The sequence below is a fragment of the Mycobacterium sp. OTB74 genome (genome assembly GCF_029892685.1).
Taxonomy (GTDB): Bacteria; Actinomycetota; Actinomycetes; order Mycobacteriales; family Mycobacteriaceae; genus Mycobacterium.
The window spans coordinates 1-22,712 of sequence record NZ_JARXVD010000004.1 but is presented as its reverse complement, the minus strand read 5'-3'; the positions used below and the strand labels follow the sequence as shown (position 1 = coordinate 22,712).

Genomic DNA, 22,712 nt, shown 5'->3' with positions numbered 1-22,712 from the left:
CTAGTGGGTGGCCGCAGTGAGCTGTCTGCGCATCCCGTCACGACCGGCGGTGGTTACTCCATGGAAGCCCTCCCCTGCGCGTTGTGCCCATTGCGCGTCGGTGATTGCGTCCGGTTCGGCTGGTAAGTAGTGGTTGAGAATGAGTTCCTTGACTCCTGCGCGTTCGGCGACGCCGCCGACCTCATTGACATCAGTGTGCAGCCCGGCCATCCGTTCAAGAGCCTCGCCGGTAAAGCCTTGCTGCTCAAGGTAGTTGAGGTCGACGACCTGATGCACCAGAATATCGGCGCCGCGCGCAAGGGCAATCAGATCGTCGTTGACCGTGGTATCGCCGGAGAATACGACGGACCCTGCTGCGGTATCGAAACGATAAGCCAGCGCGGGAACCGCATGGCCATGCGTGACAGCCACAGTCGTGATACGAACGGCAGCGTCCTCGAAGACGACAGTAGGTACCTGGGTGATGCCCGCGCTCGGCGGCGGGACCACGAGATCGATCGCTTCGACAAGGGAGCCTGCGTCCGGCATGCGGGCGTCGAGCGGCATCACGTTCAGGTGGTACGCGTATCCGGCGAGGATGTACTCGACCAGATCAATTGTTCCGGGCACCGGTAGGTCGGGGTGGATGGTCGTCTCACGATGGAAGGCAGCGTCGCCTGTTGGCAGCATGGTGGGTCGCGACGGCCCGAAGACGCGAATCGGCGGGAGCGGACCGTTGTCGCCCTTGCGAATACCCCATGGGTATAGCAACATCCCAGCCAAATCACCAATGTGGTCGGCGTGCAGGTGGGTGATGAGCACCGCTTCCAAGCGGGTGAAATCAAGTCCGGCATCGACGAAGGCCGATGGTGACCCGCGACCGCAGTCGAGGACGAAGATTCGCTCGTCGACGACGAGCGCTGAGGAGATACCCGCGCGGCCAGCGACGGGCATTGGCGCTCCCGCGGTGCCAAGAAGTACCAATTCGGTGGGCATGTGGACCTCCTCGGACTCAAATAGGCTGCGGTGCAGCAACCTTCGCTGCTGGGGTTGTGTCAGGTAACTCAATGGCCCCGCTACTCACGGAGTTGCGAAGAATATTAGTCTGGTGGGCACGGGCAGGTAAGTCGGTCCGCAATTGAGAAAGAAACCAACCGATCGCCGGGCTGCACGCTGCGTTTCGCCGGATGAGCGTCATGTGCCCCAACGACTTTCACGACGCGATACGGGCATCCTCGCGTCCAGTTCGCGACCACTACACACCACGAGGGTTTAGTCTCCCCCGACCAAGTTATCGTGCACGTGCGATCGTCGGTTCAGCGCCATCGGACAGGCCGGTGAGCAGTTGACCGAATGGCCACAGACGACACGGTGAACCGCGATAGCACGTGCGGGAATGTGCAACGAACCGGGCGGTCATCGCGCACACTAAGACACGCATCCGACGCCTGGAGGACCGATGCGGAATGAGCCCTGTCGCTGAATTCGACTTCATCATCGTGGGAGCAGGCAGTGCGGGCTGTCTGCTCGCCAATCGGCTCAGCGCAAACCCTGACTACCGTGTGCTCTTGATTGAGGCTGGCGGCGAGGACAACTGGTTCTGGATCAAGGTGCCGGTGGGGTATCTGTACACCATTGCCAACCCCCGCACCGACTGGTGCTTCACAACCGAGGCCGACCCAGGCCTGGCTGGCCGCAGCATTCACTACGCTCGCGGCCGCGTGATCGGCGGCTGCTCATCGATCAACGCCATGATCCACATGCGCGGTCAGGTCAGCGACTACGACCAATGGGCGCAAGCCACCGGTGACGGCCGCTGGCTTTGGGGTGGCTTGGACAGCCCAGGCGAGACCCTGGCGATCTACAAAGAGCTGGAAGACTACTTCGGCGGAGCCGACGACTGGCACGGTGCCGGAGGTGAGATCCGCGTCGAGCGACCACGCGTGCGCTGGAAGATCTTGGACGCCTGGCAGGCCGCCGCTGCCGAGGTGGGCATTGCCCCGATCGATGAGTTCAATCGAGGCGACAACGCCGGCAGTGCGTACTTCCACGTCAACCAACGGCGTGGCCGTCGCTGGTCGATGGCTGATGCTTTCTTGCATCCCGTCGCCCACCGACCCAATCTCACCGTCTACACACAGACGCAGGCCTTACGAATTCTGATGGACGATCAGATCCGCGAGGATCAGCGTCGCGGTGCCTGGACCACGGCGCAGCAACGCGCCACGGGCCTGCGGCTGCTCAAAGACGGCCAAACCGTCGACGTCCGTGCCCGCCGAGAGTTGATCCTGAGCGCCGGCTCGATTGGTTCGCCGCATCTCATGCAGGTCTCGGGTCTGGGACCAGCCGGGCTCCTCACCCAGCATCAAGTGCCGGTGGCCGTCGATCTGCCAGGAGTGGGTGAAAACCTCCAGGACCACTTGCAGCTTCGAACGGTCTACCGCATCGAGGGCGCCCCGACGGTCAATACGCTGTACCGGAATTGGATCACCCGTGCGGGCATGGGACTTCAGTACCTGCTGATGCGATCGGGGCCCATGACCATGCCGCCTTCCACCATGGGGGCTTTCGCCAAGAGCGACCCCGCGGTAGGCAGTCCCGATTTGGAATGGCATGTGCAGCCCTTGTCGTTGCCGAAGTTCGGCGATCCCCTGCACCCCTTCGGAGCGGTCACTCCCTCGGTCTGCAATTTGCGGCCCAGCTCGCGTGGCCACGTGCGCATGGCCGATTCAGATCCACTGACCAACCCGAAGATTTCCTGCAATTACCTGTCGACTGACGCTGATCGACAGACCGCCGTGACCGGCCTCCGGATGACCCGGCAGATCATGGCGGCGCCGTCCCTGGCCCGCTACGGCCCGGAAGAGTTGCTTCCCGGTCCGCACCTGGTGAGCGACGAAGACCTGCAGCAGGCGGCACGTGAACTGGGCACAACTATCTTCCACCCGGTGGGCACGTGCGCGATGGGAGCCTTTGACACACAAGGTGTTCCGCGGTCAGCCGCCACAGTGCTCGATACCGACTGCCGCGTGTATCGCGTCGCCGGCCTTCGAGTGGTTGATGCTTCGGCTATGCCCACGATTACTTCCGGCAACACCAACGCGCCGGTCATGCTCATCGCGGAGCGCGCAGCGCGGGCGATCCTGGGATAAGGCGCTTAACACCGAGACATCGATGTGCTTACGCGGCCGGCGGCGGCACAGAAGCCGCTCCCCCGCGTCGCGCGACCGCTCGTCCGCGCCTCCTTGAGGACGACTACGGCGGGTTACCAGTAGTTAATGGGTTATCTGCAAGATATGTAGATACCGCGCGTGCCGCGGTGCCGACGACCACATATCCCGCATCGAAGACCCCGCCTTCCGCCGCTCACTAAGCGCATTTGAGTGTCGGCTGCGGTCGAAAACTCGAGTGATCCTGGCTCCGAGTGAGCCGGCCCTAAAGTCCAGCGGTTAGGCGGGTGACGGCAGTGTGGCGCTGGCGGCCTGGCTGTACAAGTCCGCGGCCGCGCTCATTGCTGCCTTGACTGTGTTGTAGTAGTCAGTTCCGACCCCGCCGCCGCGGTACCTGAACAGTTGCGGGTTCTGCGCCAGCGTGGCCGCCAGCACACTGTCGCTGCCGATGCCGTACTTCTTGAACGCCTCACTGAACCGGGCGATGAACCGGGCGATCGACTTGTTCGGGTCCTGACGGTCAGCGACCGTGCCGAAACTAGCTTTCTCCTGAAACAGGCCGATGACCTCATCAGCCGCGGCCCCCGAGCTCCCATAGGCTTGCACACCACCGGAGACGGTCGGGCGGAATGTGGACTCGATTTTCGCAGTGGCGATGACGGTCTTGATCTGATCTTCGCTCAGCCTGGCGGCCTGACCCTGGCTCACGATGGCTTTGACGATGTCCTGCGGGCTGGAGTCCTTGGTCACAGTCACTGGTGGGCGGACGGTGACTACGGCCGCCGCGTTGGTTACAGCGTTGTCCACCGATCGTTGCCCACCTGCGGCCGCGTTGGTTACCGGGTCACCCGGCCGTTGCTCGACTGCGACCGCTGCATGCCGGTGCATCGGTGGAGAAATCACAGTGACACCACCCAGGCCGGTAACAACGAGAAAGGTGGTGATGATCTTCTTTACTTGTTTCTGTTTTCCGAACGTCTCGATCAGTCGATCGACTTTCGGCATGGTGGTGCTCTCTTCTATGGATTTGAACTTGTGGATCCGTCGGTCGCACACGGATCCCGTCCAACCCCGCCTCTCGGCGCCCACAAACAGGGTTGGACTGCGCACTGGCCGCTATGCGTCGACCAAACACCGACCGGACCAGCTGCGCGCCAGCAAAAAATTTGCTAGGTGCGTCACAGCTTCGGCGACGCCAGACTTAACCCGACGCCGACACTTCACTTCGGCGCAACCACCACCCGATTTGCCGCGATGTGATGCGTATCACTTAGCCTGGCACTACTGGGTAGTAGTAATTAGCCGTGCACTGTATTGGAACATCCGGAATCTGGCAAAACCGCCGTACAGGATCGACGAGCGGCACCTTGTGCACGCGTCATCGACGACTGGCTGCCAGTTTGCCAAAAGACCACGTTGTTGTGCGTGCCGAACGCGACAGAGACGCTCAGCTCAGGACATCCCGGGCGGCACCGCTATCGCGCCCGAAACTGTCGCGGACGCACCAGCAGGGCCGGGCGACGAACAGCGATGGTTCTACGCACCACCCACCGTCCGTGAATGGGCCCGAGCACCCCGGGTAGTCGGAAACACCTGCTGCCAGTACGTAGCATTTCGAATGGCATTGCAGCGCAAGCCGATTCACAACAGCAACGCGGGTAGCCGCACCGCGTCAAGCATAACCAGTTGCGCGCCAAAGTATTTCGACGGTGCCTCACGCCGGCCATACGGCACGAATAACGCATCGAATGAATCGATGAGCCATGACCAACTCGGCCACCAGGGAACGCCCAATACAACCCGGTAGCGCCATAGCCCGGGCGTTCCGGCGGTATACGCGCAACACCCGTTGACGATGTATGCCACAACATATATGTTGTAGCATACATCTACAAAAGTGTCCGACCGACAGGCAAGGAAACGACTATGACCACCACCGAACCCACCATTGTGACCATTCCCTGCTTCTCAGGAGCACCGTGGGACGGTCGCCAACTCAAGCCGTTCGCCGGGCACAAGGTCCTGACCATGCGGTTGCCCGAAGGGCTCAACGATGTTGAGGCCTACGCCGACTTCGTCGCCGCGCAGGTCGCCGACCTTGACTCCTATGTGCTGGTGGGAGATTCCTTCGGCGCAGTGATCGCCCTGACGCTTGCCACCCGCCGGCCCGCGGGCCTGGTTGCGTTGGTGTTGTCCGGCGGCTTTGCGGCTAATCCGCTGCCCCGTTGGAAGGGAATCGCCTCCCGGGCTTCACATTTTGCAGGCGGCCCGCTCTACCGTCAGGGCACGCTGCGGTTCCACGCCTTCCAGCTGGCCTCGAAGTTCGATGCCTCCGGCGAAATCCCTCTCGCCCAGAACGACTATCGGCGGCTGTTCATCGAGAACACCCCCCGGCGCAGCTACACCGCGCGGGTCACCTCCGTCGTCAACTTCGACATCCGTGACCGGCTGGACCGGGTCAACGTCCCGACTCTGCTCGTCACACCGCAAGACGACAAGCTCGTGGGTGAAGACGCCGCCAAAGACATGCTCGCCGGCATTCCCGGATCCCGTGAGGTGGTCCTGCCGAACACGGGCCACATGTTCCGTTTCACCCACCCCGACCTGTATGGGCGCACCATCGCCGAGTTCATCGAGGACGCAATCAAGGCCACGCCGTTGGCGCGTAGCGGCGACGGCGGTCGATAAGCTACGCCGGTGAGAGCTGGCGAACATCTGCGGTACCTAGTCCTGGCCGCTCAGCGGGAGGGCAATCGAATGTTCGCCGCGGCGCTCAAGCCGCTCGGGCTCACGCCGGCATGGGCCGAAACGATCAGCGTGCTCGACGAACGCGAACCATTGACCATCCGGGAGCTGGGACTGCTATTGGTGTGCGAGGGCGAGCATCCCAGCCGCCTGGTCAACCGGATGGTGTCGGCCGGTCTGCTAACCACCGAGCCATCACCCGATGATGATCGCGCCCGCTGGATCAAACTCACCCCCGCCGCTCGAGCCCTGCTCCCCAGGGTTCGCGAGATCGAAGACCAACTGCACACGGCAATCGAGACGACGGTCGACTCGACCGATCTTGAGGCGTGCCGAGCTGTCCTGGGGAACTTCATCAACGGGCTGCCCGCCGGAGAGGCCCTCCAGCGACGCGTCGCTCCCTAGTTCAGACCCGGCCAAACAAGCGATTCCAGCGCATCGACTTCGCCCAGTGCCCACGTTTCCACAGCGATCGCATGGGCAGGAATACGGCGGAATCGAATACGGCGGTTTACCAGTCAAAACCCGCCGTGTTCATCAGCTGAATCACCTTCCCTGCCTGTAACGCCCACCGCTGCTCCCTTCGTTTTCGCCTGGCGCCCAAGCCTTTCCACCCGCAGCCCCTGCGGGACACTCTCGCGGCGTCGACGACTACGGCTACTTGCCTGGCCATGCGCGCGACACGTCGACCTGGCGGTCTTGACTGAACCAGTCGCGGACGGCGCATTTTGCCGAAGCGCGCCGCCGCGTAGCGCCGACCGCTCAGCGCTTCAGGAGCGCAACGATCCGGTCCGGAAACCGCCGCTCGACGAACAGCGTCTTGACCTCGGTGACGCTGAGATAGCGGTCCTCGCCTTCGCCCTTGCCCATGACCTCGAGCAGCACCGGCCACTCGCCGCGCATCAGCCGTGGGTAATACCAGCGCCGGATCCGGTAGAACCAGGCGTGGTCATCCTCCGCGCGCTGAAAGTTAGCGGCCATGAAGGTCTTGACCTCGGACTCGGTCAGCCCGCGCTCGGTGCCACCGTCGGGGCTCGCACAGTCCTTGCCGAAGGTCGCCAGACGGTCGATCTCGTCCTCATGCACCACGCCATCCTGGTCGAGGATGCGCGAGCCGGCGCCGTGCTTGTCGAGCGGGCCGTTGCGCAAATGGTCGAGGATGGCCCCCTCCGTCAGGCTGCGCAGCTGACTGAACGGACCGAGCCCGTTCGCGATCGATGCAACCATGAAGATCTGCACGCGCGTAACGAACGCCGGCAGTCCGGTCTTGCCGGTTGCGCGGTCGATCGTCTCGCTCAGTTCGGGTAGCGGCACGGTATGGCCGCCGACATAGTTGTTGGCGACCAGCGCGCGCAGGAACGGGCAGGGATTATCGGGTGAAACCTGCGGGGCAGCAGTCTCGCCTGCAGCTTTATCGGGCATGAAACCACTTCCTGAAAAGACGTCAGTTAAAACGTTTGAGCTACGTCGCGATCGCGATTGAAGTGACCCTCGTGGGGCAAGGTTGCTCCTTAGCAAGATGAACTTCCGCAACATTCTTTCGTGGCCACTTATATGCGGATGCGTGCGTAGGTTGCGTCATTGCCCGCGAAAGCCTTTCGGTTCTCCGTTCTGAGCCTGCACCGTTGGTCCTGCAATTTGATAATTCTTGGCGCGAGACGTCCTAGTCCACATCGATCGGCCAGTTTCTCGCAAGCGTGTGGTCCGGTGAGCGGACCAAGATCCGCTCTGGTCGCCAGCACCTGATCCGCACCATCGGACAGGCCCGGTAAGCAGTTGACCAAACAGCCGCCGACGACACGGTGAACCGCGACAGCACGTGCGGGAATGTGCACGAACCGGGCGGTCATCGCGCACACTAAGACACGCATCCGACGCCTGGAGGACCGATGCGGGAATGAGTCCAGTCGCTGAATTCGACTTCATCATCGTGGGAGCAGGCAGTGCGGGCTGCCTGCTCGCCAATCGGCTCGGCGCAAACCCTGATCGCCGCGTCCGGAAACACCAACGCGCCAGTCCTGCTGATCGCAGAGCGCGCAGCGCGGGCGATCCTGGGATAAGTCGGTCGACACCGAAAGGTCCCCCGGTTTGGCAGATTTCGACTCGCCTGCGACCAAAGCGACAACAGCGACACCGGTGAGCCCTAGGAAGGAATACGACAACGCGCTCCCGCAGACGACCCATGACACCCAGGTCCTGCGCATCAGCCACAACAGAAAGAGGAATAACACGATGAGCATCACACTCCCGGCGCTCACGCCAGCGCAGGAGAGCCTATTTCTCACACTCGGTGGCAGGGCGCTGGACAGCCGTCTGGCGCGCCCATTCCTCGGCGACACCATGGCCGACGAGGTCCTTAGTACCGTCGGCTACGACCTCGCTAGGTTCCCGTCACTGAACACAAAGCTCCTCGACGCCAAGTCCAAGGTCTTCGACATCGCCGTGCGGGCCAAGAGACTTGACGCGGTGGTGCACCGGTTCGTCGTTCGGCACCCGGATGCGATCGTGCTGGATCTAGGCGCCGGCCTAGACAGCAGAATGTTCCGCGTCGACCCCCCTCCCACGGTCGGATGGTACGACGTCGACTTCCCCGTGGTCGACACGCTACGGCGACAACTGCTGCCACGTGTCGCCAACGCCCACAGCATCGGCGCGGATCTCACCGATCAGAACTGGCTCGACGAAATCCCCACCGACCGGCCGGCCGTGATTGTCGCCGACGGCCTCAACGCGTTTCTCACCGAGGAAGGCTTCATATCCTTGCTGAACCGACTCAGCGGCCACTTTCCCAGCGGGGAGCTGGCATTCAACCTCTACACCACCTACGCCATCTGGGCACTCAAGCACACCCGCAGTCTGCGCGTCATTGCCGACGGCGTCGTCAATCCCGGCTTCAACGATCCTCGCGAACCCGAACGCTGCGTGGGTGGCCTCAAGCTCATCGAAGAGATCTTGCTCACCCGTGCCCCCGAGGTCGCAGAGCTGCCGCTGTTCATCCGGATGACCGCCCGACTCGCTGCACCGAGCGCGACCGTGTCGCGGATGGTCGGCACGGTAGTGGTCCGTTACGGCTTCTAGTAGTACGTACGCGAACCCTCTCCGGGCCCGCCGCCGACTAGGTAGCGTCAGGCCGGCTTACAAGTGCGGGAATCGACATGGCATTCAACCTGATCGAGGTTGCCGAGGCCCGCTGGCGCACCGTTAACGCGCCACACCTTGTCGCGCTCATCGCGCCGGCGCCCAATTCGAGAACGACAACCAAATCGAGCGCCCCGATGACACGACCGCCCAGGAGGCTGCTTCAAAAGATCTGATCCACAGGTATTGACAATTGCCCCTCGCAGATCTTCCATCGCGTTGGGAAGGACGAATACGACGGAATCGACAACGGCGCGCTTACCCGTAAACCTTATGGGGGCCAATCGATTTCGGATGCCCACACCACCCCTCTGGCGTCGGTGTCCGCGCGATTCGCACAGGTAGGTCGGGAGATTTCCAGCCAATGTTTACAGCTTCTTCAGCGGCCTTGCGTAGCATCCACACCGTAATCCGGCCGACTTCACGAGGTTTGAAGATGATCCGCACAACGCGCGTTGTACTGCTGTTCATTGCCGCGTGGCTCGCCTTCGCGTCCGTGGCGAGTGCAAACCCGATCGGTGAATGCCGGGCAATCTGCGCGCATCACCGTGGCAATTACCAAGTCTGCTACGACAATTGTCTTCGGCGCTGACCCTCAGAAATTCCGAACATCGGAAGGCAATGCCGCACATCCTCGGCACGAATCGGGTCATCGCCGTCTACAGCCCGGACGGCACGACCTTGCCATTGACCGTCACCTCGACCTGGTCGGTCTGCGCGTTGTACGCGATCTTGCCGTGCTCGAAGGTCGACACGAGCTGATCGCCGACCGTGTTCTCGTCGCTGGTGGGGACGCCCAGCGGACCTGCCGAACCGTTATTGCCGGTGACCGCAGGCACACCGTCCGGGTCGCGTTGGACATTCCACGCCTCCCGGATCTTGCCCGACGTGATATACGCCGACGTGCCCGCATCGCCGTTCTTGGCGACGATCACGCCGCCCTGGAACTGCTGGAACACGACACCGCTATCCCGGGTTCCGGCGTTGTGGTCACCCGTCAGTGGCCTACCGAGCGCGTCCTTCTGAGTCTGGGTTGCCGACGCGTACTTGGCAGCGATCGGGCCGGTCAGCGTCACCTCGACGTCTCTGTCCCCGACGAGCTTCATGTCGGCGGGCGACGCCGGAGTAACAGGCGTGGACGTGGCGATCAAACCGACCTGAGGCGGCGCCGACGCGTCAACGCTCTTGTCATTGCTGCAGCCCACAATGATCAGCGCGACGGCGGCCAGGCCGACGACTGCCGGGTGGCGGTATGCGATCGTCCTCATGAGGTTTCCTCTCGCGTCTTCTGCGGTGAAGGTGAAGTCGCGGCTGACCCCCTCCCCGGCCGGGACTATAACCGAACCACATGAGTGGCGCGCGTGATCGCGGTCTTTGTAGCTCCGATCAAACGTACGACGCCTTACGAAGTTGGCAGCAGAGCTTGGCGCACAACACCCTGAACAGCATTCCGACATGACGCTCGGTGGTTGCTGTGCTCAGACCGTCATCTCGAGGATCTTCTCGCCTTGTACATTCCCCTCGAAATAGCCCAGGCCGTAGTCGCCCCGAATCGTGGTGCGGTGCATGATGCGCGGCTCGTCCGGGTCGTGCCCACTGACGGCGTGCAGCATCCTCAGGTTGTCCCAGATCACCATGTCTGTGGGACGCCATTTGTGGAAGTACGGCGTGATGTGGGCGAGCATCTCCTTGCACACCGCTTCGAGCAACTCGTCACCCTCGGGCGTCTCGTCGCCCTCGATCCCCTCGGCCATCCATGGCGAAATGTGCAAGACCTTCTCGCCGGTATCGCGGGTCCACACTGCGGGATGAACAGCCCGCGGTAGCTTCTTGCCGTAATCGATTGTCCGCTGCAGGCCCGCGTGCGGCTGGATCTCACGGAATCCATCGGCCAGGCCGAAGCGCATCTCAGCGAATCGCAGGTTCAGGCTGTACACGATGTTGCGGTCCTCGATCTGGCGCAGTAACTCCGGCGAGAGCATTTTGTAGAGGCCGATACCGTCGGCGAATCCGGTCTCGCCGCCCTCGCTGACACCGGTCACGCAGCGCAGCACGCCCGCCAGATTCAACTCGTTGTTGTAGCAATGGTCGAAATGCCAAGGCAGCCAAGAAGTTACTTCCTTGCCGTCGATCTCCACAATGTTGCCCTCGCGCGGCGGCTGACCGATTTCGATGACGCCCGGATGCAGCACTCCCCCCACCCGCGGCACGGTCGGGACCGGGTGGTCCTTCAGTGGTCCGAACACCTTGCTGATCTCCACCTGCAGCTGGCCGTCTGGTTCGACCCCTTCGAACAGGATCATCCCGCGTTCCTGAAAGACCCGCCGGAGGCGGTCACGAACTTCCCGCTGCTCAAGCGTGGCAAGGGTGACACCGGTAACCCGCGCACCGAACGACAGGTCGTCGCGCAGCGGTTTGACGTGGATGGATGACATGGCCCGTTTCCTTCCCGACCGATAGTCGATCGGTTGACTATGTGTCACTATTTGATATAGTAGATCACTATTCAACATTAGCGAGGTGAGCGGATGGCCGTCAAGAGCAGTTCCACGGCTGCGCGGGTGCTGACGGTGTTCGAAGCGGTGGCCGCCAACGAGCCTGTCGGCGTCGCGGAACTGTCTCGGATGCTGGATATCGATAAGAGCGCCGTGCAGCGCGCGCTGGTGACGCTCTCGGAGCAGGGCTGGATCCAGGCGCGCGTGGAGCAGATGACGCGATGGGAAACCACCACGCGCATTTTGAACATCGCCCACAGTTCGCGCGCCAAATCGGATCTGCGCCACACCATCCAGCTGACGCTCGAGCAACTCGCAGTACAGACCGGAGAGACCGCGATCTTCAACGAGTCAGACGGCCGACAACTGGTGGTGTCGCAGGTGGCAGAGAGTCGGCAGGCACTGCGGATGGCGCCGCGCATCGGTACGACTGTCCCCGCGCGCGAAAGCGCCACCGGCCGAATACTGTTGCCCTTCTTGAGCATTGAACGGCAGACCGAACTACTCGGCGGGCAGCCTGACGCCGAGTTCCTGGCGCTCCTCGATGCGTGCCGTGCCCGCGGTTATGCCGCGAGCAGCGAAGTGAACGCTCCGTCCATGACAATCGCTGCGCCGGTGTTCGAAGTCGACGGTCGCCCGATCGGCGTGGTGGCGATCAGCGGGCCGACCGAACGCATGCCAGTCGACAGCCACCCACGCTTGGCCGAGATGGTGTGCCAGGCAGCGAATCTGCTCTCGCGCGGCGCTCCGCAGCCAGCCAAAGCGTGAAGCGGTTACTGCGAATGTCAGATCGGCGTGAATCGCGGTGTGCTCGCTCATGACGAAGTCGCCGCGTAATCGTGATGTCGGCATAACGCGAAACGGAGAAGAATGTCTACATGACGAATCCGAGCGCCCTGACCGACCAGGAGATGCAGGCCCGGCTCGATGTCAACCAGCTCAAGCAGCTGGTGGGCCTGGTGGATTACGACCCGAGTAGCGACCCCTTCCCCGTAACCGGCTGGGATTCCATTGTTTTCGTGGTCGGCAATGCCACCGAGGCGGCCAGTTACTTCCAATCCACTTGGGGCATGGAACTAATCGCATACTGCGGACCGGAGAACGGCAATCGCGACCACAAGGCGTTCGTGCTGCGCTCGGGCTCCGTACGGTTCGTCCTCAAGGGCGCGGTGAGCCCCGACAGCCCGCTGGTGACTCACCACGCCAACCACGGTGACGGCGTTCTCGACATCTCGTTGGAGGTGCCCGACGTCGACAAGTGCATCGCGCAGGCCAAGCGAGCCGGCGCCACGGTCCTTGAAGCACCGCACAACGTGTCTGATGAGCACGGCACCGTGCGGGTAGCGGCCATCGCGACCTACGGGCAAACGCGGCATACGTTGGTGCAGCGGGAGGTCGCGGGTACCCGGTACGGTGGTCCCTACCTGCCAGGCTACGAGCCGGCGACGAGCGGCCACGTCAAACGTGATGGTGCTCCCCCGCGTCTGTTCCAGGCTTTGGATCACGTCGTCGGAAATGTCGAGCTCGGCAAGATGGACGAGTGGGTCGGTTTCTACAACCGCGTCATGGGGTTTGTGAACCTGGCCGAGTTCATCGGCGATGACATTGCCACCGACTACTCAGCGCTGATGTCGAAGGTTGTCGCCAACGGCAACCACCGGGTGAAGTTTCCGCTCAACGAACCGGCGGTCGCCAAACGCAAGTCTCAGATCGATGAGTACCTGGAGTTCTACCGCGGGCCCGGCGTTCAGCATCTGGCGCTGGCAACCAACGACATCCTGAGTAGCGTCGACGAATTACGCAGGGCGGGCGTGCAATTCCTCGACACCCCCGATGCCTACTACGAGGACCCGGAGCTGCGTGCCCGTATCGGCGAGGTGCGCGTACCTGTGGAGGAACTGCAACAGCGCGGCATCCTGGTCGACCGTGACGAGGACGGCTATCTGCTGCAGATCTTCACCAAGCCGTTGGGTGATCGGCCGACGGTTTTCTTCGAGCTCATCGAGCGTCATGGCTCGCTGGGTTTCGGTAAGGGGAACTTCAAGGCCCTGTTCGAGTCGATCGAGCGCGAGCAGGAAAAGCGCGGGAACCTGTGATGACCGATTACCAGTCCGGCTTTGGCAACGGCTTCGAAAGCGAGGCGCTGCCCGGCGGATTGCCCGTGGGTCGCAACTCCCCGCAACAGTGCGCCTACGGCCTCTACGCCGAGCAGCTCAGCGGTTCGCCGTTCACCGCTCCTCGCGCCAGCAATAAACGGTCGTGGCTGTACCGGATTCGGCCGAGCGTGGCTCATTGGGGCCGCTTCACACCCGTCCACGCCGACGAGGTCGCGTACTGGCGCTCTGCCCCCGACGACGCACCGCCAGTCCCGATCGCCCAAATGCGTTGGAACCCCTTGCCGATGCCGAATCCCACAGTTGAAGAAACCACATTCATCACCGGCGTGCGCACCATCACAACCGGAGGCGACGTCGCGACCCGCACCGGATTTGCCTGCAGCATCTATTGCATCACGTCGTCGATGGTGGACGCCTACTTCTACAACGGCGACGCCGAGATGCTGTTTGTGCTGGAGCAGGGCAACGTTCGGTTCTGGACCGAGTTCGGGATCATCGACGCCGAACCCAGCGAGATTGTCGTCATCCCGCGTGGAGTGAAACTGCGCGTCGAAGTACCCGACGGTCCGGCCCGTGGCTACCTGTGCGAAAACTACGGCGGCTCTTTCGCTCTCCCCGAGCGCGGCCCGATCGGCGCCAACTGCCTGGCCAATTCGCGTGACTTCCTTACCCCGGTCGCGAATTACGAAGATCGCGAAGTCCCGTCCACGATGTACGTGAAGTGGGGTGGTACGCTGTGGCAGGCCGAACTGGGCCATTCACCCCTGGATGTTGTTGCCTGGCACGGAAATTACGCACCGTACAAGTACGACATGCGGCGCTTCTCCCCCGTGGGCCCAGTGCTCTTCGATCATGCCGACCCGTCCATCTTCACCGTGCTCACCTCGCCCAGCGAGACACCGGGAACCGCCAACGTCGACTTTGTGTGCTTCCCCGAACGGTGGATGGTCGCCGAAGACACCTTCAGGCCACCGTGGTACCACATGAACGTCATGAGCGAATTCATGGGACTTGTGCACGGTGTCTACGACGCCAAACCAGATGGCTTCGTTCCCGGCGGCTTCAGCCTGCACAACTCCATGACCCCACACGGCCCCGACGCCAACGCATTCCAAGCGGCAAGCGCCGAAGAACTGAAACCGGTGAAACAGGAAAACACCCTGGCCTTCATGTTCGAAACCCGGTTCCCGCAAAAAGTCAGCGCCTACGCTGCGAATCTTCCACAGCGGCAGCAGGACTACGCAGACTGCTGGAGCGGTCTGACCAAGCGCTTCCACCCGGACAAGCCGTGACCTTGCCAACGGCTGCCCTGGATTTCACGCATGATCCCCGCCTACGCAGTTGGGTTACCTCTGCCGATGCCGGCGACTTTCCCTTGCAAAATCTGCCGTTTGGTGTGGTAGCCGGTGTCGCCGGCGAACCGCACGGCGTCGTCCGTATCGGTGACGCGGTCCTGGACCTGCGAGGGCTCGCCGCATCCGGGTTACTCACCGGCGACGCGCAAGCGGCGGCCGAAGCGGCCGCGCACGGAACGCTTAATTCGTTGTTCTCCTTGGGATCTGGTCCGCGAGTCGCTCTTCGCAGGACACTGCATTCGCTGCTCGTCGAGGGGGCACAGCACCATCAGACCGTTGCCGGCCTTCTCACCCAACTGTCGGAGGTCGACGTTCTGCTGCCCGCCCGGATCGGTGACTACACCGACTTCTATGTCGGCATCCACCATGCCCGCAATATCGGCGCACTGTTCCGGCCGAACGACCCCCTGCTGCCCAACTACAAATGGATTCCGATCGGCTATCACGGACGTGCCTCCAGCGTGCGTGTCAGCGGTACCCCGGTCACCCGCCCGCACGGCCAACTGAAGGCCGGCGATGCGCTGGCACCTGTACTGGCACCAACCCGGCGAATGGATTTCGAGCTGGAGCTCGGCGTGTGGATCGGCCCGGAGAATCGTCTCGGCGAGCCGTTGAGTCTCGATCAGGCCGAATCCCACATCGCCGGTTACTGCCTGCTCAACGACTGGTCTGCCCGCGACGTGCAAGCCTGGGAATACCAGCCTCTGGGTCCCTTCCTGGCCAAGAGCTTCGGCACCACGATCTCCCCCTGGGTGATCACTCCAGAAGCTTTGGCGCCGTTTCGGATTCCGGTTGATCGGCCCGAGGAAGACCCCGATCCCCTGCCGTACCTCGACAGTCCCCTGCACCGCGCCCACGGTGGACTCGACGTTGAACTGCACGTGCTTATCAGCACGGCGCAGATGCGCAACGACGGCGAGACGCCGCACCTGATCTCGTGCTCGTCCAGCCGCCACTTGTACTGGAGTGTGGCGCAAATGATCACGCACCACACCAGCAACGGATGCGACCTCCAACCCGGCGACTTGCTCGGCACCGGCACCATCTCCGGCCCCACCGCGGGCTCCGAAGCCAGCCTGATGGAGCTCAGCCATGGCGGCAAGGTCCCAATCACACTGCCCAACGGCGAAACCCGTACGTTTCTCGAAGACGGTGACGAAGTCATCCTGACTGCCAAGGCCCATCACCCGGGTGCAGCGACCATCGGATTCGGCCAGTGCGTTGCCGTCGTACAACCAGCGATCACCTACCCGTCATCTGGCTAGTAGCGATTACGGGCTTCCTTACGCTCGTGCCGAAGCGTCATGCGTCAGGCGCTCCACCATGTCGTCGTCAACGTCGGCGAAGAACGTGCCAATAACGTCTTCGATCTCGTCAAATCCCTTGGCGCAGAATAGTACTGGCTGGTAGTGCGTGATGTCGTAGGTTTGAACACCCATTCTCGCAATGTCCAGCGGCCGCAGGTCGGCATGTTCAATCTGTTGGATCTCGCCGTACGACGAAAGCAGGCCTGCACCGTAGGTGCGCACTTCCCCATGCTCACGGACCACACCGAATTCCAAGGAGAACCAGAACACCTTCGACACGAATTCAAGCGCCTCAGTCGTTTTCACCCGCCGAGCAGCCTGTCCGGCCAACCGGTACAGAGTCGCGAAACGATCGTGCGCCAGACAATTGCCGTGGCCGACCACCTCGTGGATCAGATCGGGCTCTGGCGTGTAGAGCGGCACGGAGTGGTGCCGGATGTACTGCGTGGAGTGGAAGATTCCGTATGCCAGAAGTCCGTAGAACTCGCGCAGCGGTACCAGTCCGGCCGCCGGAACGTACTGAAAGCCGGTGAGCGGTCTGAGCATCTCGTTGACCTCGACGAGTTGTGGAATCTGGTCCTCGCGAAGTTGGAGTCGCTCCCGGCCCTCCAGGTACGTGGCGCAGGCCAGGCGCTGGTGCAATTTGTGAAGCTCGGCGCAAGCGATGCGCCAAACCTCTTGCTCGGCGTCGGTGTAGGTCGCGATGGGTGGTGGTGTGCCGGGTTGCCAATCCATGGCGAGCGCAGCTATCGCGTTGCGGCGGGCTCGGTATTCCGGGTCCACCGCGCCCGGGTGATCGGCAGCCAGGTGAACGGTGACACCATCTGCCGAGCGCGTCACGGGCGCATAGAGCTGCGCTTCTTCGAACATCGCTGCCTCCCGGATGTCCGGGCGTCGCACAGAGCGGCGTCGTTCATGGCTGGCCGTCGCTTTGGGTGTCATTGCGACGGCCATCTGGGCAGGACTTGTGGTCCTATGAACCAGGATATGCGTCCTGGGCTGATCGACGAGTAAGCACGAGTCGTGTCCCGTGCGCTCCCACGTGATGAACAAATCGGCGAACGTCGCAATAGCGCAATCCCTTTGCCCGGAAGCCCGGAAACGATGTGGCTTCGGCGAAAGCGCGTAACGTCGCGCACTAGGCTTGGAACGCCTCTGGGCGGTCATTCAAAGCACGGCAGCGATTCGATGGGGAGCACAAATGTTCGCGAATCAATCGTTGCGTCGTACATGAGCGGCGGGGAGTCCGCACCCTCCGGCGTTCGCTTCGGCAGCGCCGCCGGGCGCTGGGTCCTCGCCGCAACGGTACTGGGCTCCGGGATAGCACAACTCGATGCGACGGTGGTCAACGTAGCGCTGCCGACAATCGGTCGAGATCTGAATACTCAGGCGGGTGGGCTGCAACTGGTTGTCAGTGCCTATTCGGTGACGCTCGCGGCGTTGATACTGCTGTCGGGCAGTCTGGGCGACCGGGTGGGCCACAGGCGCGTATTCGTCGTCGGCGTCGTCTGGTTCTCGGTGGCGTCGGCCATGTGTGCGGCGGCCCCCAGCGTCGAAATACTAGTCGCCGCACGGGCTTTGCAAGGTATCGGCGGGGCGCTGTTGACACCGGGCAGCCTCGCCATCATCCAGGCCACCTTCATGCCCACCGACCGAGGAAAGGCGATCGGCGCATGGTCGGCGCTCGGCGGAGTCGCCGCAGCAATCGGACCGCTGTTCGGCGGATACCTTGTGCAAGCGGTCAGTTGGCGCGCGATTTTCCTCATCAACGTGCCGCTCGGCTGCCTGGTCGCCTGGCTCGCAGTGCGCCACGTGCCCGAGAGCCGCGACCTGTCGGCCTCCGGCCGACTCGACTACGCCGGAGCAACGTCAGCCACGGTGGGTCTCGCTGGTGCGACCTACGCCATCGTGGAAGGGCCAAACCGAGGTTGGAACTCAGCGGTGGTCTTGGCAGCCGCGGTGCTGGGCGGGATTGCGATCGTCGCATTTGTGCTCATCGAAAAGCGCACCGCGCACCCGATGTTGCCACTCGATATTTTCTCCTCGCGGCAGTTCACCAGCGCCAACGTGGTGACCTTTGTCGTCTACACAGCACTCGGCGGGGTGTTTTTCCTGCTGGCGGTCGTCCTGCAAAACGCCCTGGGCTACTCCCCCGTCGCCGCCGGCGCAGCTTCTCTGCCGGTAACGGCCATCATGCTGGCACTCTCGTCTGCGTCGGGCGCGCTCGCGCAGCGCATCGGCCCCCGCCTGCCGCTGACGGTTGGACCGCTGCTCGTGGCGGCCGGCATGGTTCTGATGACGCGAATCGGACCGGGCGCGGACTACGCCACCACCGTGTTCCCCGCCGTGGTCGTCTTCGGCCTCGGGTTGGCTGCAACGGTCGCGCCCGTCACCGCAGCCACCTTGGCAGCCGCGGACGAACGCCACGCCGGCGTGGCCTCGGCTGTCAACAACGCAGTGGCGCGTACCGGCGGCCTCTTGGCCGTCGCACTATTGCCGCCGATTGCGGGGCTGACGGGCGACGCCTTCCAATCCCCCTCGGCGCTAACCGCCGGCTTTCACACCGCGATGCTGATCTCGGCCGGTCTCGCCATCGCCGGAGGATTGCTCGCATTCGTGTCGATCTCCAATGACCTGCTCGCCCGCACACCGACCGCGGCGCCCGCAAGCAGCCATTTTCATTGTGCACTCGCCGAAGTCCCGGCCCACGAACGCATCAACCCTGAGTGATCGCTTCGGCTGCCTTCATCGCCCCGCCACTTTCAGCAGGATCTTGCCGCCACGGAGCTGATGCGACACCGCTTCCTGGATATCTTCGAGGGGGTACACGCCGGCCACCGGGACAACGAGGGAGCCGTCGGCCACCAGCGGTGCCGCCTCACGAATGACAGGCACCACCTTGTCGCGGTAGTCGAAGTCGCCGACAAAGAATCCGTGGACCGTGAGGTGTCTGCCGACCAGTGCCGCGGTGTCGATCCACATAGGCTCGCCACTGGCCCAGGAATAGCTGACCAACTGTCCACGGTCGGAAAGCAATTCGACCAGCCTCGCCGCCGCTGGACCACCGACGCTGTCCACTGCCAGCGTCACTCGCGCGTCGCCGATCATTCCTCGAATGTCGCCCACCGCATTGGGGTCATCGGCATGGACCACGTCGCCCCCAGCTGCGGTGAGCTCGGCGAACGTGGTTTCGTCGCGGGCCAGGTTGATGGTCTTCAGCCCACGAAGTTTGGCTAGCGCGATCAGTGACCGCCCGACGCCGGAGTTCGCCGCGTTCTGAACCACCCAGTCACCGGGCTGCAGGGAGGCGTATTCACTGAGCATCAACCCTGCTGTCGGGGGGTTGCTGCCCAGCATCGAGTACTGCTCGATGTCGCCGGCGGGGAGTGCGAACAGGCTGTCGGCGGGCACGACGAGCCGCTCACGCCACGCACCGGAATACAGCGGAAGCACGACCAGGTCGCCGACCTCAAGCCCGTCGACCTCGGCACCAGTAGCCAGCACGCGGGCGACGCCCTCTGCGCCGGGTATGTGAGGCAGAGCGGGTTGTCCCAGCATGCCGCCGACAACCAGTAGATCGTGTTTGTTCAACGGCGAGAACTCAACGCTCACCAGCACCTCATGTGGGCCCGGCGGCGGCGGCTCCTCGATGTCGACGACATGAAGCACCTGTGGGTCACCGAATCGTTCAATTTGGATGGCGCGCATATCAAGTCCTCTCCGTCGGAGGGTCAGGCCGCTGTGCGCTGTTGCCCAACGGATTCGCAGTACTGAAGCGCTTTGCCGCCAATATGAATTCCAGCTTGGAACCCAGCTGGCACGCCCTATTGATCCTGGTACTACGAGGGACAGCCATGACCACTCTTGCTCGCACGTGCGACCGGTGATGCCCCTCGTGTTTGGCTGCCACCCAAGCCGTTCCAGAGCCCGACCCTGCGATGGACTCGCCGCGCTGAGGCTATCGCCGCCCGCACACGTTGAGCGGCACGCCGTATCACGTTGTGCCATAGGCAGATTCGTGTGTCATAGACCCGGTTTGCGGTCCAGTCGCTATACCGCTGGTGTTTGGCTGAACTCGGAGCAGTCCTGCTTCACTACGCAGTCGCCGCTAGGTGCAAAGATATTGACCGTTCAGCACACAGTTTGACGGTGGTAAGTAGGAACCAGAACCGGACAGTACGCCTCGCAGACCACCTGTGGCTGAACCACCAGGCGCGATGGTGCGATTCCAATTCGCGGGGGTGAGAACGTAGTGCGTGCCGGATTGGGTAAGGGTGCTATTCCACGTGTGCGAGACGGATTCCCCCGCAGGCAAGTCGAAATCAAGCCGCCAATCGGTCATCGGCACTGCGCTCGAATTGACGATGGTGAAGTGGGCGATGAAACCCGTCTGCCACGCATGCGACACCGACAACGTTGCCGCAGCCGCAGCCGCATGAGTCACCGGGGTAATTGCGAGTGCAGGCGTAGCAACCACTAATGCCGACATGGTTGCGTGAAGCGCTGTGCGCCAGCGCTTCACCCAAATGCTCAGTCCGGCCATAGCTGGCAACACTAAGGCCAAACGGGCGACATCGGTCCTCGCGCCGCGGGTAAGCTGCTGTACCTTTGCTCAACTGCAACCATCACGAAATTTTGGCCTCGATCCCCGTGAACGACCGCATGAGCAAAGACAAAGATACGACGGATCGAATGTAGCCCCACGAACCGAGATACGTTAGTTATGCGGTGGTGACGCATTCGCAGGCAGCGATTGGCCGGGCAACGACGTTCGGGGAATACCGGGCGTGCCTAGTTGCCCAGCAATCCACGGGAACGCCTGGGCAAACGCGGTCTGTGCATACGCCCAGTCGTGATTGCCGGTTCGTGTCACCACAGCGCACGTGATCCCCACTGACGTACCAACCGTGCACAACTGCTTGGCCGCCAACGGACCCGTCAGCTGACTCTGCCCCGGCCTGATTTTTGCCGTAGACGAGACGTCGAACCATCCGGCGGCGTCGTGATACGGGGCATGCGTGTGCATCGAGGTCAGAGTGTCGAACGTCGCCCATTGCTGTTCGTTACCGCCGTAGAGACGTTGCACCGTCTGCTCTTTCGTGCCTGCATTCGGGGTGAGGTCACCCGCGATGTCAACGAACGTATGGAAGAGTTCCGGGTGCGTGACCGTGAGATTCACAGCGCAGGTCCCGCCCATCGACCACCCGACCACTCCCCAGTTATCCGGATGCGAACTCGCGCCGAACTGCGAAACGACGTAAGGCACCAGCTCTTTCGTTATGTGATCAGCGACATTCCCCCGCGGCCCGTTGACGCATTCGGTGTCGTTGTTGAACCTTCCGCCCGTGTCGGGGAAGAGCAGGATCGGTGCGGCCCCGCCGTGGGCAGCCGCGAAGCTGTCCATCTTGACGGCGACGTTACCCAGACGCACCCAGTCGGCGGGTGTCGACCACGCCCCCGAGATCATCACCACCACCGGAAGCCCGGGCGGTGACGGAGCGGAAAACCACACCGGCGGCAGATACACATACTCGGTTCGGTGATGAAAGCCGGAAATATCCGAGGAAATGTCAATGGGCACAACCCGTCCAGTTTGGGTGACGCCCTTGCCTTTCAATGCCTGCACAGTGGCCATATCGGTTTCGTCAGGCAAGGGGCCGGCGGTTAGCGCCGCCCATGCAAGCTTCACCGTGTCGTAGTAGTCGATCCATTGATTGAGTACCACAGCGGCCGCGAGCAGACACATTGGGACCGCCAGCACCGTGATCGCCCGTCGTCCCCAACCGGTACTGGCCCAGCCGCCTATCGCCACGACAAGCGCGGCCGCCGCCAGCCCGGTCCAAACCCACAGCATCAGTGGCGGCGGATTGTCTGCCATCCCCTGGGATGTGACGTACCAATAAACCCCCCATCCCCCTGCTGCGCCAATGGCAGCCGCGCTGGGCAACCAGACCGTGAACCAGCCGACTGATCGGCGACCGATGCCCGCAAACAGCACAATCGCCGCCACGATCTGAATAGTGACCGGCAGCCATCCGCTGACGAGCCAAGGCCCGCTATATAGCGGGTTATTTTTCGCATAACCGGGAAGATCAGCCCGTATCAAGCTCCCCGACAGCGTCACGGCCCAGATCTTGGACGTATCAGATGTAAATTAGGCGAATGAAACCTGGACAACACCTGCGAATCACCCGGCCGATCCGTGGCATCCCCGTCCGCATCGGGAGTTGATGATCCAGGACTGACGTTCATAGCCGACCCACCATTCAGCACCGGACGAAAACCGCGAGCTCAAATACGGTGGGTTGACACTAGTGTCCTGAGTCGTTAATTCGGTCTCGTTTGTTATGGTGGGCCATGGCGACTCGTGGTCCTGCGGCAGTTCCGATTGTGTTGACCGACGACG

General features: G+C 62.6%; 18 protein-coding genes. 9 read left to right on the top strand and 9 right to left on the bottom strand.

Annotation, left to right across the window (positions count from 1 at the left end):
* The gene (locus tag M2432_RS07775; RefSeq protein ID WP_280826214.1) at nucleotides 1-975 is read right to left on the bottom strand and encodes an MBL fold metallo-hydrolase; all 975 of its coding nucleotides are present in this window, start codon (nucleotides 973-975) and stop codon (nucleotides 1-3) included.
* Between the two features lie 470 nt (nucleotides 976-1,445).
* Between M2432_RS07775 and M2432_RS07770 the strand changes: the two genes are divergently transcribed.
* Nucleotides 1,446-3,131: a GMC family oxidoreductase N-terminal domain-containing protein gene (locus M2432_RS07770; RefSeq protein WP_280826213.1), complete on the top strand. Its 1,686-nt coding sequence runs from the start codon at nucleotides 1,446-1,448 to the stop codon at nucleotides 3,129-3,131.
* 297 nt (nucleotides 3,132-3,428) lie between these two features.
* Here the strand turns inward: M2432_RS07770 and M2432_RS07765 are convergent, their stop codons facing one another.
* On the bottom strand, nucleotides 3,429-4,154 hold the full coding sequence (locus tag M2432_RS07765) for a hypothetical protein (RefSeq protein ID WP_280826212.1): 726 nt from the start codon (nucleotides 4,152-4,154) through the stop codon (nucleotides 3,429-3,431).
* A gap of 921 nt (nucleotides 4,155-5,075) precedes the next feature.
* On the opposite strand from M2432_RS07765, the gene M2432_RS07760 reads away from it, so the two are divergent.
* Together M2432_RS07760 and M2432_RS07755 are read left to right on the top strand one after the other, a co-directional pair.
* Nucleotides 5,076-5,837, top strand: a complete 762-nt coding sequence (locus M2432_RS07760; RefSeq protein ID WP_280826211.1) for an alpha/beta hydrolase — start codon at nucleotides 5,076-5,078, stop codon at nucleotides 5,835-5,837.
* 69 nt (nucleotides 5,838-5,906) lie between these two features.
* Nucleotides 5,907-6,299, top strand: a complete 393-nt coding sequence (locus M2432_RS07755; protein WP_348536302.1) for a MarR family transcriptional regulator — start codon at nucleotides 5,907-5,909, stop codon at nucleotides 6,297-6,299.
* A gap of 357 nt (nucleotides 6,300-6,656) precedes the next feature.
* Here M2432_RS07755 and M2432_RS07750 read toward each other — a convergent pair whose 3' ends face one another.
* The gene (locus M2432_RS07750) at nucleotides 6,657-7,316 is read right to left on the bottom strand and encodes a hypothetical protein (RefSeq protein WP_280826209.1); all 660 of its coding nucleotides are present in this window, start codon (nucleotides 7,314-7,316) and stop codon (nucleotides 6,657-6,659) included.
* Between the two features lie 810 nt (nucleotides 7,317-8,126).
* On the opposite strand from M2432_RS07750, the gene M2432_RS07745 reads away from it, so the two are divergent.
* Nucleotides 8,127-8,972: a class I SAM-dependent methyltransferase gene (locus M2432_RS07745; protein ID WP_280826208.1), complete on the top strand. Its 846-nt coding sequence runs from the start codon at nucleotides 8,127-8,129 to the stop codon at nucleotides 8,970-8,972.
* Nucleotides 8,973-9,691: 719 nt separating this feature from the next.
* On the opposite strand, the gene M2432_RS07740 is transcribed toward M2432_RS07745, so the two are convergent.
* Nucleotides 9,692-10,300 carry a hypothetical protein gene (locus tag M2432_RS07740; RefSeq protein ID WP_280826207.1) on the bottom strand — a complete coding sequence of 203 codons (609 nt, stop codon included), beginning with the start codon at nucleotides 10,298-10,300 and terminating at the stop codon, nucleotides 9,692-9,694.
* 210 nt (nucleotides 10,301-10,510) lie between these two features.
* A complete protein-coding gene (locus M2432_RS07735; RefSeq protein ID WP_280826206.1) occupies nucleotides 10,511-11,467 on the bottom strand; it encodes a TauD/TfdA family dioxygenase in 957 nt (318 codons plus the stop codon).
* A 93-nt stretch (nucleotides 11,468-11,560) separates the two neighbouring features.
* Between M2432_RS07735 and M2432_RS07730 the strand changes: the two genes are divergently transcribed.
* From M2432_RS07730 to fahA, 4 genes are all read left to right on the top strand, one after another.
* On the top strand, nucleotides 11,561-12,295 hold the full coding sequence (locus M2432_RS07730; RefSeq protein WP_280826205.1) for an IclR family transcriptional regulator: 735 nt from the start codon (nucleotides 11,561-11,563) through the stop codon (nucleotides 12,293-12,295).
* Nucleotides 12,296-12,405: 110 nt separating this feature from the next.
* Nucleotides 12,406-13,623 (top strand): 4-hydroxyphenylpyruvate dioxygenase, encoded by a 1,218-nt coding sequence (gene hppD, locus M2432_RS07725; RefSeq protein ID WP_280826204.1) that lies wholly within the window; start codon nucleotides 12,406-12,408, stop codon nucleotides 13,621-13,623.
* Nucleotides 13,623-14,936 (top strand): homogentisate 1,2-dioxygenase, encoded by a 1,314-nt coding sequence (gene hmgA, locus M2432_RS07720; RefSeq protein ID WP_280826203.1) that lies wholly within the window; start codon nucleotides 13,623-13,625, stop codon nucleotides 14,934-14,936. The genes hppD and hmgA overlap by 1 nt, the downstream gene beginning before the upstream one ends.
* A complete protein-coding gene (gene fahA, locus M2432_RS07715; protein WP_280826202.1) occupies nucleotides 14,933-16,264 on the top strand; it encodes a fumarylacetoacetase in 1,332 nt (443 codons plus the stop codon). The genes hmgA and fahA overlap by 4 nt, the downstream gene beginning before the upstream one ends.
* An 18-nt stretch (nucleotides 16,265-16,282) precedes the next feature.
* Here the strand turns inward: fahA and M2432_RS07710 are convergent, their stop codons facing one another.
* Nucleotides 16,283-17,176: a phenylalanine 4-monooxygenase gene (locus tag M2432_RS07710; protein ID WP_280826499.1), complete on the bottom strand. Its 894-nt coding sequence runs from the start codon at nucleotides 17,174-17,176 to the stop codon at nucleotides 16,283-16,285.
* Nucleotides 17,177-17,536: 360 nt separating this feature from the next.
* Here M2432_RS07710 and M2432_RS07705 point away from each other — a divergent pair, with 360 nt between their 5' ends.
* Entirely contained in the window at nucleotides 17,537-19,036 is a 1,500-nt protein-coding gene (locus M2432_RS07705) for a DHA2 family efflux MFS transporter permease subunit (protein ID WP_280826201.1), read from the top strand.
* A gap of 15 nt (nucleotides 19,037-19,051) precedes the next feature.
* Here the strand turns inward: M2432_RS07705 and M2432_RS07700 are convergent, their stop codons facing one another.
* The 3 genes from M2432_RS07700 to M2432_RS07690 all read right to left on the bottom strand — a co-directional run bounded on the left by M2432_RS07700 (nucleotide 19,052) and on the right by M2432_RS07690 (nucleotide 22,184).
* Nucleotides 19,052-20,014 carry a zinc-dependent alcohol dehydrogenase family protein gene (locus tag M2432_RS07700; RefSeq protein WP_280826200.1) on the bottom strand — a complete coding sequence of 321 codons (963 nt, stop codon included), beginning with the start codon at nucleotides 20,012-20,014 and terminating at the stop codon, nucleotides 19,052-19,054.
* A 400-nt stretch (nucleotides 20,015-20,414) separates the two neighbouring features.
* Nucleotides 20,415-20,849, bottom strand: a complete 435-nt coding sequence (locus M2432_RS07695; protein WP_280826199.1) for a cellulose-binding domain-containing protein — start codon at nucleotides 20,847-20,849, stop codon at nucleotides 20,415-20,417.
* 174 nt (nucleotides 20,850-21,023) lie between these two features.
* Nucleotides 21,024-22,184, bottom strand: a complete 1,161-nt coding sequence (locus tag M2432_RS07690; protein ID WP_280826198.1) for an alpha/beta hydrolase-fold protein — start codon at nucleotides 22,182-22,184, stop codon at nucleotides 21,024-21,026.
* Between the last annotated feature and the right edge of the window lie 528 nt (nucleotides 22,185-22,712).

Bases quoted from the DNA above. Each gene is read 5' to 3' on its own strand.
- M2432_RS07745 (WP_280826208.1), top strand. From the start codon at position 8,127: ATGAGCATCACACTCCCGGCGCTCACGCCAGCGCAGGAGAGCCTATTT.
- M2432_RS07690 (WP_280826198.1), bottom strand. From the start codon at position 22,184: ATGGCAGACAATCCGCCGCCACTGATGCTGTGGGTTTGGACCGGGCTG.
- M2432_RS07735 (WP_280826206.1), bottom strand. From the start codon at position 11,467: ATGTCATCCATCCACGTCAAACCGCTGCGCGACGACCTGTCGTTCGGT.
- M2432_RS07695 (WP_280826199.1), bottom strand. From the start codon at position 20,849: ATGGCCGGACTGAGCATTTGGGTGAAGCGCTGGCGCACAGCGCTTCAC.
- M2432_RS07765 (WP_280826212.1), bottom strand. From the start codon at position 4,154: ATGCCGAAAGTCGATCGACTGATCGAGACGTTCGGAAAACAGAAACAA.
- M2432_RS07710 (WP_280826499.1), bottom strand. From the start codon at position 17,176: ATGTTCGAAGAAGCGCAGCTCTATGCGCCCGTGACGCGCTCGGCAGAT.
- M2432_RS07730 (WP_280826205.1), top strand. From the start codon at position 11,561: ATGGCCGTCAAGAGCAGTTCCACGGCTGCGCGGGTGCTGACGGTGTTC.
- M2432_RS07700 (WP_280826200.1), bottom strand. From the start codon at position 20,014: ATGCGCGCCATCCAAATTGAACGATTCGGTGACCCACAGGTGCTTCAT.
- M2432_RS07705 (WP_280826201.1), top strand. From the start codon at position 17,537: ATGAGCGGCGGGGAGTCCGCACCCTCCGGCGTTCGCTTCGGCAGCGCC.
- M2432_RS07760 (WP_280826211.1), top strand. From the start codon at position 5,076: ATGACCACCACCGAACCCACCATTGTGACCATTCCCTGCTTCTCAGGA.
- hmgA (WP_280826203.1), top strand. From the start codon at position 13,623: ATGACCGATTACCAGTCCGGCTTTGGCAACGGCTTCGAAAGCGAGGCG.
- hppD (WP_280826204.1), top strand. From the start codon at position 12,406: ATGACGAATCCGAGCGCCCTGACCGACCAGGAGATGCAGGCCCGGCTC.
- M2432_RS07770 (WP_280826213.1), top strand. From the start codon at position 1,446: ATGAGCCCTGTCGCTGAATTCGACTTCATCATCGTGGGAGCAGGCAGT.
- M2432_RS07775 (WP_280826214.1), bottom strand. From the start codon at position 975: ATGCCCACCGAATTGGTACTTCTTGGCACCGCGGGAGCGCCAATGCCC.
- M2432_RS07755 (WP_348536302.1), top strand. From the start codon at position 5,907: ATGTTCGCCGCGGCGCTCAAGCCGCTCGGGCTCACGCCGGCATGGGCC.
- M2432_RS07750 (WP_280826209.1), bottom strand. From the start codon at position 7,316: ATGCCCGATAAAGCTGCAGGCGAGACTGCTGCCCCGCAGGTTTCACCC.
- M2432_RS07740 (WP_280826207.1), bottom strand. From the start codon at position 10,300: ATGAGGACGATCGCATACCGCCACCCGGCAGTCGTCGGCCTGGCCGCC.